The sequence below is a fragment of the Sphingobacterium multivorum genome (genome assembly GCF_900457465.1).
Lineage (GTDB): Bacteria > Bacteroidota > Bacteroidia > Sphingobacteriales > Sphingobacteriaceae > Sphingobacterium > Sphingobacterium multivorum.
The window spans coordinates 33,518-46,865 of sequence record NZ_UAUU01000008.1 but is presented as its reverse complement, the minus strand read 5'-3'; the positions used below and the strand labels follow the sequence as shown (position 1 = coordinate 46,865).

The window sequence follows — 13,348 nt, the reverse complement described above, 5'->3', positions numbered from 1 at the left end:
TATAATCTGTAAAAATTCCACTTAAAAATACAGAATAACTTTCGAAAAGAACAACAGTTAATTGTAATTTTGTTGCAAATGGATTTTGAAAACTGGACTGATATAAAAAAGGAATTCGAACAATTCTTAAAGTTCGAAAGAGGTTTAAGCGTTAATTCAATTGATGCTTACTTAAATGACGTATCCAAATTTCAGATCTACTGCGAAGACAATCATTTGGTTTTAAATACTGTAACGAGAAAAAATATACAGGAGTTTTTGGCTTGGTTGCAGGAGTTTAATATTTCACCCTTCACACAATCCAGGCTGATCTCTGGCCTGAAGACTTTCTTTAGCTTTTTGATGATCGAGCATGAATTCGTCCACAATCCGACAGATCTTCTTCAGGCGCCACGCTTGGCACGCAAGCTGCCCAGCGTTTTGAGCATACATGAGATCGATCAATTGATCGCGGCAATCGATCTTTCTTCACCCGAGGGCGAGCGCAATAAAACGATCATCGAAATCTTATACGGATGCGGTCTCCGTGTTTCCGAACTTGTCACACTCAAGATATCAAACCTTTTTTTAGATGTTGAATTTATCAAAGTTGAAGGCAAGGGAAGCAAAGAACGCCTCATTCCAATTGGTCAACACGCCATTAAACACCTTCGCATCTATTTAGAAACAATCAGACCTCATATCAAGATTAAGGCCGGAAATGAAGATATTGTATTCCTCAACAGAAGAGGCGCCGCATTATCCCGGGTCATGATCTTCTTGATCATCAAAGAACTTGCCTTAAAAATTGGTTTACAAAGAACCATCAGCCCACATACCTTTAGACATAGCTTTGCGTCACATCTGGTGGAAGGTGGTGCCGACTTAAGAGCTGTACAGGATATGCTCGGTCATGAAAGTATTACTACGACCGAAATATACACACACATCGATAGGGACTACCTTCATTCCATTATTACGCAATATCATCCACGGTCGTGATAAATGTCCGATCACCTTTGCCAGCTCGACCATCCAAATGAACTGTACTGCTTTATTCAGGGGCAATCGTGCTAGCCACCTCTCATTCCACATGGCCCGCCCGATGCTAAGCATATATGGAAACTATTAGCATTGACGTAAAAAAAATAGAGAATTGACGAAAGCTAACGCTAAAATACTGACGATAAGATGCCTTAAAAATTGATTGCTAAAAGATATAATTTTATCACAAAGATTGTTTGTAAGATCTAGAAAATAGTATATCTTTGCGAGACGTTCCCGTAGTTCAATGGATAGAATTTCAGATTCCGGTTCTGACGATGTGGGTTCGACCCCCGCCGGGAACACATCCTATTTAACAAGAAGCTGTCTCAAATTTATTGAGGCAGCTTTTTTATTAAATATGGCTATGCGATAGATTTGTGAGTTGTTTGTTGATTATTTCACAGAACTGTTCATTTGGGAAGAAAAAGAACAAAAAGTAGCTTTTTAAGCTGCTTTTTTCCTTAGATTTTGCGCTATAGCCAATAAACCCCATTCTATGGACACTTTTTCCTTACCGCGGAGCATAAATCTTCGGAACCCGTGGTTCTGTTTTATGTTTCCAAAGACTGGTTCGACATCGTGACATCGCTGTTTTCTTTTGGCTATACCGACATCGCTGTTAAGCAATCCGTATGCTCTATCTTTATAAGCCTCAAGCTGTTCATTTATCTGGATGATTCTATTGCCCTGTGATTTGTGGCAAGCACCGTTCAATGGGCAGTTTGTGCAGTTTTTTGCCTGATATCTTTTTATTTTTTGCTCGAAACCTGTGGAGGTCTTTTGTGTAAATAGACCTATGCAGTTCATTTCCTGTCCCATTGGACAGATATAGCAATCTTTTGCAGGGTTATAATGTAGTTTATCAACGGAGAATGGCTTCTTGCCCGAATAACTCTTTTTCTGCTCCTTGTCAAACATACCATATTTCACATAGGCCCCAATGTTTTTCCCTTCTAGTAACGCATAGTTCTCCTGGCTGCCATAGCCAGCGTCTGCGGTAATGGTTTTCAGTATTTCCCCAAAGCTCGCCTCATGTTGTGCCAGATGACCGGGTAGCGTTGTGGTATCTGTGGGGTTGGGATGTATGGTGTAATTGACGATGTATTGATTGGAAGTAGATATCTGAATGTTATAACCTGGTTTGAGCTGGCCATTTTTCATATGATCCTCTTTCATGCGCATAAAAGTAGCATCGGGATCTGTCTTGCTATAACTATTTCTATCTCCAAGCGTTACTTCCTGCTCTTCATATTGAACAATCTTGGCCGGGTAGTTTTTAGTCGCATAGCGCAACTTTGCCCTCATCTTCTTGCTTACCGAAGGTTTATCGGACAAGACCCGGTTCAGGTTATCGACCGTAGCCTGAACTTTTTCGCGGTCAATTGTTGTCAGATCGGGAGGTTCCGGAAGGTTGTCCTCTGCTTTGGCGATACTTTGGGCGTATTCCCAAATATCTTTTAAGGCAGCTTTCATCTTCTCCTTATTGGTCTGGATAGCTTTTTTCCAGACAAAGGTGTATTTGTTAGCATTGGCTTCAATCTTGGTGCCATCGGTGTAAACATCTTCTATACTCAGCAGACCTTCTTCGGACAGGAGTTTGACAACTTCTTCAAATACACTACGAAGTGCTTCTTTCAAACGAACGCCTCGAAATCTGTTGATGGTATTGTGGTCGGGATAGCTCATGCCGCTCAGCCACATGAAATTGATGTTCTCCCGGCACGCCGTTTCCAATTTGCGACTGCTGTAGACATTGCTTACGTAGCCAAACACCAAAACTTTCAACAACATCTGCGGATGATAACTGGAGCAGCCTTTTATCTTATAAGCGTCCAATAGGGACTGAATGTTGATCCGGTTGATTACATCGTTAACGATACGTACCGGATGACCTTTGGCCACCAGTTCGTCCAAAGTTGGAGGAATGGCCATGATCTGGTCCTGATAGTAAGGCTTAAAAGTAGGTCTTTGAGATGACATATATCCTTTTTGTTTACACTATAAATATATGAAAATCAAACCGTTAAAACAAATAATAAACCTTAGATAATGCAAAAAAAGAGACTGCCTTTTTGAGACAGCCTCTTGTTTAGAAGCTCTTTTGCAATAACTTGTGTTGCGAAGCCGTAAAAATATTCCTGAAGATGATATTGATTTCATGGTCAATGGCGGCCCCCGAAATTCCGGTGTGTGGATAGAGTCTTATCGTATTTGTCAAGATAGATTCTACAAAATCCCTACTTTGTTTGCCTATCTGTTCATAAATCGCTGCATTATCATTTCCATCGTGAAGATTTACCCAAGAAAGAGCGGCCAAATTCATTATTTCCTCCCTCCGATTCGCATAATCTTGCTGAAATTCATCGAGTACCCTAAACGCTTCTTTACTTTCAGTCTTCTCCCATTTGGATTGATTGCTTTTTAACACAAATAGTTTTTCGATTAAATCCAAAAAGCGCTTATACATTCCCGTAAAGTTGGCCAGTAAAGTCAATTCCGCAAAAGGCATAAAGGGATATTGATACAACAGCTCGCGACGTGTACTTTTTGCAGCATCAATCTCAAAAGACTGCCTGCTATCAACGAGAACGTCTTCCAGCGAAAAAGAATGCGAAGCTGTAGCTTCCAATCCAAATGTATCCCAGTCATAGTGAATCAGTACATGATCCCGATCGACAAAAAATGATTTTATCAGCGGTTCACCTTTTTCGTCCAAAACGGGTTTTCCCGCCTCCTGAATTGCGGCATTTAATGTGAAGTGCGTCAAATGTGGCGCTCCGGTAGCATATCTCCAGAAACCACGGAGTCGATAGTGGTCCCCTTCACGCGTAGCAGTACCAGATGCCTGTCCACTCCCCCCGAAACAAACCCGATCCGTTTCGAAAATTTGATTTCCTATAAGGGGATCAATAAAACCGACAAAGAGATTTGCTCCTGAACATAAAGTTACTGTCCAGGATAATCCCCCATCCCAATAAGCCAGATCAGCCAATAAGCTGAGTCCTTCAGGTACACTTAACCCCAATCCACCTAATGCACGGGGAACCCAAATCTTAAACCACTTCCGACGGTAAATCAGATCCAGTTGTCCATCTGACAACGTTTTCTGCTGAATTCCTTTTGCCTGATTATCTTTCAGTATAGCGATATCTTCGCTATTGAATTGCATATCTTTCTTCACGTATTATTCTCCTCCAATTAAAATACCCACTAAATGCCATAACAAATAAAAATAACGTCAAGCCCGAATAAAGAAACAGCCCTTTATGGATCAGCAAAGGAATTGCCATCAGATTACTGATATTCAACAATATCCAATTTTCTATCTTCCGCTTTGCCAATAACCACATCCCTGCCCAAGCTGTACAGGAAACGGCAGAATCCCAAAGCGGTACATCAGAATCCGTTAAGTGTACCAATCCGAAATAAAACAACAGAAAACCGACAGCACATATGCCACCTACTATCCACCATTCTTTCGGCTCACAGTGTGTTATGGGCGTAGCTACATCACGACTATATTTCCAATAGATCCAGCCATAGATGCTCATGATCAAATAATAGAGATGTAGCAATATTTCGGCATATAGTTTCGCATGGAATAATACGTAAACAGAAATTAAGATACCAATAATCCCAAAAATGTAATTGATCGATTTATTTTGCCGGGAAAACCAAACTTGTAAAACACCAAAGGATACCCCTAACCATTCCGCAATGGTGGCCTGTTGAATCTGTTTTACAAAAGCTTCGAAAATTGTTTCAGAAGTCATCGCCTTGTTTATTATATCGTGTCATTCATAATAAACCTATGGGAGAGAAACGGCTATTTTTTATTGAAATTAAATCCCTACGCCAGCATTACCTGGATCAGGTATATAAAAGCGATTGTACAAGGAGGTACAATCGCTTTTATTGGGTATAATCTCAGCCGAGAATGACCATGGTCATTCCAAGCACCCCATAAGTATATTTTCTGTCGAATTGATTATTCTATATCAATCAATTTCAACGCTTTGTGCGTACGCGTACGCGTTTCTTTACAAAGTTGCGCATCATCGTTCAATGATTTCCCGTGTGAAGGGATCATTTCACGTAGTTTTTTACGGTATTCATCTGATTTGGCACGTTCAGGGAAACATCTCTTCAACAGGCTGATCATAATAGCCACTGACGTCGAAGCTCCAGGAGACGCTCCTAATAGCGCAGCAATAGAACCATCGGCACTCGAAACGACCTCTGTACCAAATTCTAAAATTCCACCTTTCTTTTCATCTTTCTTGATGACCTGAACACGTTGTCCTGCTTTCTCGATAACCCAATCCTCCAATTTAGCTGTAGGCATAAATTGTTTTAAAGACTCCAGTTTATCTTTTGGTGACTTCATGACTTCAGTAATAAGATACTTCGTCAACGGTAAGTTGTCAAGTCCGGCTGATAACATCGGACGGATATTGGACAATTTGATAGAAGCCGGTAAATCGAAGTAAGACCCCTGTTTTAAGAATTTAGTTGAGAAACCTGCATATGGTCCAAACAATAACGCTTGCTTGCCATCAATATAACGTGTATCTAAGTGCGGTACAGACATTGGAGGCGCACCGACAGAAGCTTTACCATACACCTTCGCATGGTGTGTATTAATGATCTCTTCATTCACACAACGCAGCCATTGGCCTCCTACCGGGAATCCGCCATAGCCTTTCGCTTCGGGTATTCCAGATTTTTCCAACAATAACAACGAGTGCCCACCGGCTCCAATAAATACAAATTTTGCCTTGATTTCTCGCTTTGTTCCTGTCTTTAAATCTTTGACTTCCACTTCCCAGCGACCGTCATCTTCACGTTCGATGTCAATTACTTCGTGGTTTAAGGAAATCGAAATATTTTCTTTATTTTCAAGATTAGCGATCAAATCACGTGTCAACGACCCAAAATTTACATCAGTACCCAGATCCATTTTTGTCGCAGCGATTTTTTCGTCTGCCGCACGTCCTTCCATCATCAATGGAATCCACGATTTCAACAATGCTGTATCTTCGGTATATTCCATCCCTTTGAACAAGTTTTGGGTCGTTAGTGTTTCCCATCTTGTCTTTAGAAATTTAGCGTCTTTTTCACCAAAAACCGCACTCATGTGTGGAATACTACGGATAAAATTTTCAGGTTGGGCAATAATGCCTTTATCAACGAGGTAGGACCAAAATTGCTTAGAGACTTCAAATTGCTCGGCAATTTTCACTGCTTTATCAATCTTGACAGAACCATCTTTCTGTTCGGGGGTATAATTTAACTCGCATAAAGCAGAGTGACCCGTGCCAGCATTATTCCATGCGTCAGAACTTTCAGCAGCCACAACATCCAAACGCTCAAGAATTTCAATATTAACGTCTGGGCTTAATTCATTGATTAGAGTACCCAAAGTAGCACTCATAATACCGGCGCCGATCAGAACAACGTCAACTTCTTTATTTGATTTTTTGCTCATGTTTTTGTGATTGATGCAAATTTAATATAGTTTTTGGTAAACGTCCAAGTCTTTTGTCAAAAAACTGTACTTTTTAGAACCACTTATTCAAAAATACCATTGATTTATTAAAATAATCCTAAGTGAGCAATCGCTTACCGTAAAATTCTAAAAATGTTACCTTAAAACACTCCCCCACTCCAAGATAAACACCGGGTCAGCACACAATGTTTTTCTATTTTAAACCGTTATTTATCGAAAGATTTTGTGTTATAATATAGTTTTAACATTTTTGCAGAACGTCGATAGGCAATAGTGTACACGATGGCTAAAAAATAAGATCATTTATTCGCTCATACTATAGCATCGAGAAAAACACAAACACTGTGGCATAACCAAGATAAACCTAATGGAAGCGAGTTCATGTATCGTGTTGAATTCCAAGATCAGGCGGGCTGTGAGCGAAAGAAAGCACGAGGAAAATGGTCATAAATGCCATAGTGTAATTAATTGAAGAACAAATAACTTATACAGATGAAAATACTTGAAGGAAAAATTGCTTTAGTAACAGGAGCATCAAAAGGAATCGGAAGGAAAATTGCAGAAGTGTTTGCACAACATGGTGCTAACGTCGCTTTTACGTATCTTTCTTCTGTCGAAAAAGGACAGGCGTTGGAGCAGGAGCTTCAGGCTTTTGGCACCAAAGTGATTGGTTATCGCTCTGACGCTTCAAAATTTGAAGAAGCAGAACAATTGATCAATGCGATCGTCGCTGATTTTGGCGGATTAGATATTGTTGTCAATAATGCTGGTATCACAAAAGACGGCCTGTTAATGCGTATGACCGAAGAGAATTGGGATGATGTATTAAATGTGAACTTAAAATCTGTCTTTAACGTTACAAAAGCTGCTTCAAAAATTATGATGAAAAACCGTAAAGGTTCATTTATCAATATGTCATCCGTTGTTGGCGTTCAAGGAAATGCTGGTCAGGCAAATTATGCTGCATCAAAAGCTGGTATCATTGGGTTCACAAAATCGGTCGCTAAAGAATTAGGTTCTCGTAATATCCGTGCAAACGTAGTTGCTCCAGGCTTTATACGTACCGAAATGACAGATGTATTGGATCCTAAAGTCGTGGCAGGATGGGAAGCTGGAATTCCATTGAAACGTGCTGGCCAACCAGAAGATGTTGCCAATGCATGTCTTTATTTAGCATCTGACTTATCGGCATACGTAACCGGACAGGTTCTTCCTGTTGATGGTGGTATGTTATAAAAAATAACAGGCTTAGGTCAAGTTTTCTTACCTTGACCTAAGCCTGTTCTCTAGTTATGTTTTACGACGATCCCGATCTATCTACCCCTCTAACTACCCCTCTAACCTGGATATACCGGACAAAGACACTATACTGCTCCTTCTGTTTACAGAATTTTCTGTCTCCACATACCTGTATTATTAATAATACCAAACATCTTCAATAGGCTTCTGATAAGAAGGAATCTATAGATCGCCTCCAATATTTACAAATTTTCGTTAATTTTGTCGATCAAATTTAAATGCTATGGCGAACTGGAAGGATTTTTTTGAAATTAAAACCGAGGATGATTTTAATCAGCATTGTTTAGATACCTACCAATTCCAGAGCCAGCATTGTAAGGTTTATCGTGACTATATCAGCCTCCTCGGCAGAGAAAAAGACCTTATTCAGCACTATACGGATATTCCTTTTATGCCTATTGAATTTTTTAAGACGCAACAGGTTATTGCTGAAGGAATGGAGGCTGAAATCGTATTCTCGAGTTCGGGTACAACGGGTATGGTCACCTCAAAACATTTAGTCGCTAACCTCCGTATTTACGAACGCACTTTCCGTCGTATTTTTGAAGACTTCTATGGTCCACTAAGCCATATTGCCGTACTGGCCCTTCTACCCTCATACCTTGAAAGAAGCGGTTCATCTTTAATCTACATGATTGATGATCTCATGAAGCAAAGTGAGCAGCCTGAAAGCAATTATTTTCTCTATAACCACCAAGAGCTTTACGATACACTTGTGGCGCTCAAAAATAAAGGCACAAAAACAATCCTTTTCGGCGTAACGTACGCCCTACTCGACTTCATTGAACAATACGCCTTTGAATTTCCTGAACTGATTATTATGGAAACTGGCGGAATGAAAGGTAAACGCAAGGAAATGGTCAAACAGGAAATCCATAAACTCCTGGAAGAAGCCTTTTCCGTCCATGGAATCCATTCGGAATATGGCATGACAGAATTACTCTCACAAGGTTATTCTTCAGGTCAGGGAATTTTCCATCTTCCCAAATGGATGAAAATCTTGATTCGCGACACCAATGATCCATTGAGCCTAATTCCCATGAATAAAACTGGTGGTATCAACGTTATCGACCTTGCGAATCGTTACTCGTGTTCATTTATAGCCACGCAGGATTTGGGTAAAGTATATCCAGATGGATCTTTTGAAATATTAGGACGTTTTGACCAAAGTGATATCAGGGGATGTAATTTGTTGGTTCAATAATGATCCAACATGATTCAGCACGGGTTTTGTGATGATCCTTTATATTCCCAAATAAATGAAAGCGTAGGTGGTGAAACACATAGGGCAATTAAATTAAAACACCTGTTCATGATGTGTGAACAGGTGTTTTTTCATTCGAAGTATGATCTTTATTTCAGACTCGGATCTTCAAAGGTGTTGCCCGATCGCATATCCCCCGAATCATATCCCTTTTTAAACCATTCCATACGTTGAGCGGACGTACCATGCGTAAATGATTCAGGAACAGCATAGCCCTGTGCCTCTGTCTGCAATTTATCATCTCCCACTGCTTCGGCAGCTTTCATACCGTCCATAATATCATTATAATCGATTTTTATATCGGTATATTCATTGAGATAATGCGCCCATACTCCAGCATAAAAATCAGCTTGCAGTTCGGTCATCACAGAGATCCGGTTATTTTCGCGTTCACTCATTTGCCCACGGGCCTGATTGGTCTTTGGTAATAAACCCACCAACTGTTGGATATGGTGTCCAACCTCATGGGCAATTACATACGCCATGGCGAACTCTCCCTTCGCCCCGAATTTATCCGACAGTTCTTTACTAAAGCTCAGATCCAGGTAAATCTTTTGATCGCCAGGACAATAAAAAGGTCCGTAAGAGGCCTGTCCCATGCCACAACCATCCGTTTGTGTACCACCATCATAAAAAACAAGGGTAGTAGGCGTATAACTCTTCTGCATCTGCTCTTTAAACAGCTTTGCCCAAACATCCTCTGTACTTTGGAGTACAGTCAAGGAGAATTCGGTTAGCCTTTTTTCTTCAGGATTTAACTCACGTGGCTGCCCGGACTGTTCGGTTTGCGCCCCCATATTTTGAGCCTGCTGTAAGAGTTGACTCGGATCTCCACCCATCAAAAATCCAATGACCAAAACAATAATTCCACCAATTCCTCCTAAAGCAATTTTTCCTCCCCCCCGACATTCCTCTGCGGTCTTCAAAATTACCACTTTGTTTACCTCCTTGCCATTTCATAGTATTTCTATATTACAGTTAATAATCTTTTCTAATGTTGGATAAACACAAAATTCGGTACCAATGTTCTACATGAAGTAGATTTATTTGAAGAAAAAACTCATGCTACAATTTACATCATAGCTCGCTCATATCATAAATTTACCGGTAAGAAAAGATAGTCATTAGCAAAAACAATGCTTTAAAGGGACAAAAACAGGAGTTATTTCTCTAAGTCGTGATATTCGTCATTGTACATCAAAACAAATTTGGCTAAGTTTGGGCTTTCAAAAAAACTGACATGAAATTAGAAGAACAATTACAAGCGAGAGCTGGCGGAAAATGTGAGCTGACAGGCGAAGATGCCACTTTAATTGCTTATACATTACCACCGGAAATAACATCAAATTTGGACAATACTTTACTGATTTCAGAAACATTGGTCAATCAGCTCAACAAACGGAGCAATTAAATCCGGACGATTGGAAATTCCTTCCAAATGCAATGTGGTCCGAGAACCCATCGGTACAAATTGTATGCTGGCGTATGTTAAACCGACTAAAAAATGAAGGTTGGGCGTCTGAAGCATTGGATATTCTATATTTAGACGATGAGACACTAGCTGAAGCTAAGAAAACTGGAGACCATGAAAATGACGGCTATGTTTCTTTTCATGAAGATAGCATCGGGCAACGACTATTGGAGGGCGACACTGTTGTTCTGACAAAAACGCTTGATGTGAAAGGTTCCTCTTTAAAAGCGACTTTAGGTACCGTGGTTAAGAATATTAGACTGGTAGCAGACAATATCGAGCAAATTGAGGGAAAGATTGAAGGCCAAACCATCGTGATACTGACCAAATATCTCCGTAAACAAAATTAAAATAGACTTTTCGTCTAAATAATTAAGGCTTAAACTGGGGAACTCCCGTTTAAGCCTTAATTATTTAAATAGATACTAGTTGCCACTATTGCGGATAATTCCGCACAAATTCGAAACGATAGTTTGGATGTTGTTTGAGACTATCGATCAAGTCCGATAATAGCCGCTGCCCTTTTTTCGTTTGGTACATATTGTCATGAGTCAATAGCACAACATTGTTCTTTGTATAAGACGTACCTTTGCGGAGTAAATTCTTCATTTGGGTATACAATTGATTCACCGATAGGTCCGGTTTCCCTGTAACACCATTAATCTTCCACTCACAATCCCAACCAATTACTTTATAACCATTTTGGTGTAGTAGCTCGGCCGTCGAAGCCCCACTTTTCAAATCAACCTTTTTGCGGTCTCCGATATACCAGATATTTCGTCCCGGCAGCCGCACTATCTTATGTGTTAAGCCCAGCGATTGCTCAGCAAGTTCAAAATCTTCAAAGGCCGTCTGCGCATTCGAATAGAACGTACTGTACTTATTATGTGCATGCCAGTAACTGTGGTTGTAACAATCTACTAATGGATTATTTTTATAACGTTCTGTAAAGCCGTGTAACTTCTTACTCATCTTGTCATGATTGCCAATCAGAAAAGCATTGATTTTAATGCCTTTTGCTGTCGCAATGGAATCAAGGTGCTGACTTCCATTTAAGGGTCCATCGTCAAAAGTGAGATAAATATAACGTGGAGAAACAGTATCAGTCAACAATACCGTTGTATCTTTAGCTCCTTTGTAGTCCACATCTTCTTCCATTTTTGTAATGGTGTCTTTCCGTAGCGAATCTACTTTACTTATTGAATCTTGCACGGCAAGTAAACTATCCTTTTTTGGAGGCATAGAGTCAAGAGCCCCCACATTTTGCACCTTATTTGTCCCACTTTGATTGCAGGAGTAAAATCCCAAAATAGATATACTTAACCCTACCCATACAACACCCGAATTAACTACTTTTCTCATTACAAAAATTAACTTACCATCACAATTATTTCACAAATACTCAAAATCATCTAAAATAAGCTGATTTCAGTCCCGTGTTGCGCAAAATTAATATATTTTTCATCACTTGCGTCCTAAACGTTTAAAAAGTGGCGGTGTTTAGATATAGCAAAGTTGCTATATTTAAATCGCAAAATTATAACACACCGCCATGATAAATTTAAACGTTTTTAGTCAGATTTTATCTCTTATCGACCGCGAATTATTCAAAGATTTGGTTTCAAAGCACAAAAGTGACAAACATCAGAAAGGGATCAACAGCTGGACGCATCTAGTCAGTATGCTTTTCTGTCATTTTTCCTCGGCAGATTCGGTTCGTGATATTAGTAACGGTTTACGCAGTACCACTGGTAATCTGAACCACTTAGGTGTAGTAAGAGCTCCAAGTAAGTCTAATATATCCTATATCAACACACACCGTACCCATGAACTTTTCAAAGATCTTTACTATTCTGTTTTGGATAGGCTTTGGCAAAAGGACACCCATTTTCGCAAAGATCTTGGTCAGCTAAAGCGTAAAGTATATCTGATGGATGCCAGCATCATCCCCTTATGTCTATCTGTATTTGACTGGGCTAAATTCAGGAGCACCAAAGGTGCGGTAAAACTGCACACCGTTCTGGATTATGATGGCTGCCTGCCTGTTTTTATGCAGATTACCGATGGAAAAGTACATGAGAGCCAGCGGGCCGGTAGTTACAGTTTTTCTAAGGGAAGCGTGGTGGTAGTGGACCGTGGCTACGTGGATTACAGCTGGCTTGGGGATTTGGACAGCAGGGGCTGTTATTTCGTTACCAGGAGTAAAACCAACATGAATTACAAGGTTATCAAATCATATCAGAGTGAAGCACTCTTGGAAAAGGGAATCATTAAAGATGAGATCATTGAGCTTTCCGGTGCTGCCTGCAATAAATACAATTCCAAACCGTTACGCCTGGTCCACTTTTGGGACAGCACCACTGGTAATGAGTACCACTTTTTGACCAATAATACTAAATGGAAGGCTTCTTTGGTGGCAAACATCTATAAACAACGCTGGCATATCGAAGTCTTCTTCAAGCATCTAAAGCAGCGCTTAAAAGTATCGACATTCATAGGGACTTCTGAAAATGCAGTGATGATACAGATCTGGACTTCACTGATCGGCATATTACTGTTAAAGTACCTCCAAAAGAAGGCCAAATATGATTGGAATCTTTCCAATCTTGTGGCATTTATCAGAATGAATATCTTCGTGAAAATAAACATCTGGAAATGGATAGATGATCCATTTGTCAGGCCTCCGGTCAAAGGAAAAAATGGACAGCTGAACATCTTCACGGAATGAAAAGTAGGGGTCAAAATTCAAATGAGCAAAAAATCAATGGTTGTAACACAG

Annotated in this window: 11 protein-coding genes, 1 tRNA gene and 1 pseudogene; 7 read left to right on the top strand and 6 right to left on the bottom strand. The window is 40.0% G+C overall.

All coding sequences use genetic code 11. From position 1 onward, the window contains the following. Positions 1-78 precede the first annotated feature (78 nt). Entirely contained in the window at positions 79-981 is a 903-nt protein-coding gene (gene xerD / locus DTA23_RS08660) for a site-specific tyrosine recombinase XerD (RefSeq protein WP_112374449.1), read from the top strand. A 275-nt stretch (positions 982-1,256) separates the two neighbouring features. Beyond that, a tRNA-Arg gene (locus DTA23_RS08655) sits at positions 1,257-1,328 on the top strand. A gap of 142 nt (positions 1,329-1,470) precedes the next feature. On the opposite strand, the gene DTA23_RS08650 is transcribed toward DTA23_RS08655, so the two are convergent. The 4 genes from DTA23_RS08650 to DTA23_RS08635 all read right to left on the bottom strand — a co-directional run bounded on the left by DTA23_RS08650 (position 1,471) and on the right by DTA23_RS08635 (position 6,514). After that, on the bottom strand, positions 1,471-3,006 hold the full coding sequence (locus tag DTA23_RS08650; RefSeq protein WP_112374448.1) for an IS1182 family transposase: 1,536 nt from the start codon (positions 3,004-3,006) through the stop codon (positions 1,471-1,473). 109 nt (positions 3,007-3,115) lie between these two features. Continuing rightward, a complete protein-coding gene (locus DTA23_RS08645) occupies positions 3,116-4,195 on the bottom strand; it encodes an acyl-CoA dehydrogenase family protein (protein WP_112374447.1) in 1,080 nt (359 codons plus the stop codon). Continuing rightward, entirely contained in the window at positions 4,182-4,799 is a 618-nt protein-coding gene (pnuC, locus tag DTA23_RS08640; RefSeq protein WP_070569668.1) for a nicotinamide riboside transporter PnuC, read from the bottom strand. Before pnuC ends, DTA23_RS08645 begins: the two co-directional genes overlap by 14 nt. A 215-nt stretch (positions 4,800-5,014) precedes the next feature. Then, the gene (locus DTA23_RS08635; protein WP_070569666.1) at positions 5,015-6,514 is read right to left on the bottom strand and encodes a malate:quinone oxidoreductase; all 1,500 of its coding nucleotides are present in this window, start codon (positions 6,512-6,514) and stop codon (positions 5,015-5,017) included. Positions 6,515-7,027: 513 nt separating this feature from the next. Between DTA23_RS08635 and fabG the strand changes: the two genes are divergently transcribed. Both fabG and DTA23_RS08625 read left to right on the top strand, forming a co-directional pair. Further along, on the top strand, positions 7,028-7,771 hold the full coding sequence (gene fabG, locus DTA23_RS08630) for a 3-oxoacyl-[acyl-carrier-protein] reductase (RefSeq protein ID WP_046675808.1): 744 nt from the start codon (positions 7,028-7,030) through the stop codon (positions 7,769-7,771). A gap of 286 nt (positions 7,772-8,057) precedes the next feature. Continuing rightward, positions 8,058-9,038: a LuxE/PaaK family acyltransferase gene (locus DTA23_RS08625; protein WP_112374446.1), complete on the top strand. Its 981-nt coding sequence runs from the start codon at positions 8,058-8,060 to the stop codon at positions 9,036-9,038. A 149-nt stretch (positions 9,039-9,187) separates the two neighbouring features. Here DTA23_RS08625 and ypfJ read toward each other — a convergent pair. Then, a pseudogene (gene ypfJ, locus DTA23_RS08620) lies at positions 9,188-10,058 on the bottom strand (KPN_02809 family neutral zinc metallopeptidase). A gap of 280 nt (positions 10,059-10,338) precedes the next feature. Between ypfJ and DTA23_RS28755 the strand changes: the two are divergent. Next, positions 10,339-10,509 carry a hypothetical protein gene (locus DTA23_RS28755; RefSeq protein ID WP_256603154.1) on the top strand — a complete coding sequence of 57 codons (171 nt, stop codon included), beginning with the start codon at positions 10,339-10,341 and terminating at the stop codon, positions 10,507-10,509. A gap of 74 nt (positions 10,510-10,583) precedes the next feature. After that, the gene (locus DTA23_RS28750) at positions 10,584-10,919 is read left to right on the top strand and encodes an alkylphosphonate utilization protein (RefSeq protein ID WP_256603152.1); all 336 of its coding nucleotides are present in this window, start codon (positions 10,584-10,586) and stop codon (positions 10,917-10,919) included. A gap of 85 nt (positions 10,920-11,004) precedes the next feature. Here the strand turns inward: DTA23_RS28750 and DTA23_RS08610 are convergent, their stop codons facing one another. Then, positions 11,005-11,931: a polysaccharide deacetylase family protein gene (locus tag DTA23_RS08610; protein WP_112374445.1), complete on the bottom strand. Its 927-nt coding sequence runs from the start codon at positions 11,929-11,931 to the stop codon at positions 11,005-11,007. A gap of 190 nt (positions 11,932-12,121) precedes the next feature. On the opposite strand from DTA23_RS08610, the gene DTA23_RS08605 reads away from it, so the two are divergent. Further along, a complete protein-coding gene (locus tag DTA23_RS08605; protein WP_112374444.1) occupies positions 12,122-13,297 on the top strand; it encodes an IS4 family transposase in 1,176 nt (391 codons plus the stop codon). The last annotated feature ends 51 nt before the right edge of the window (positions 13,298-13,348 follow it).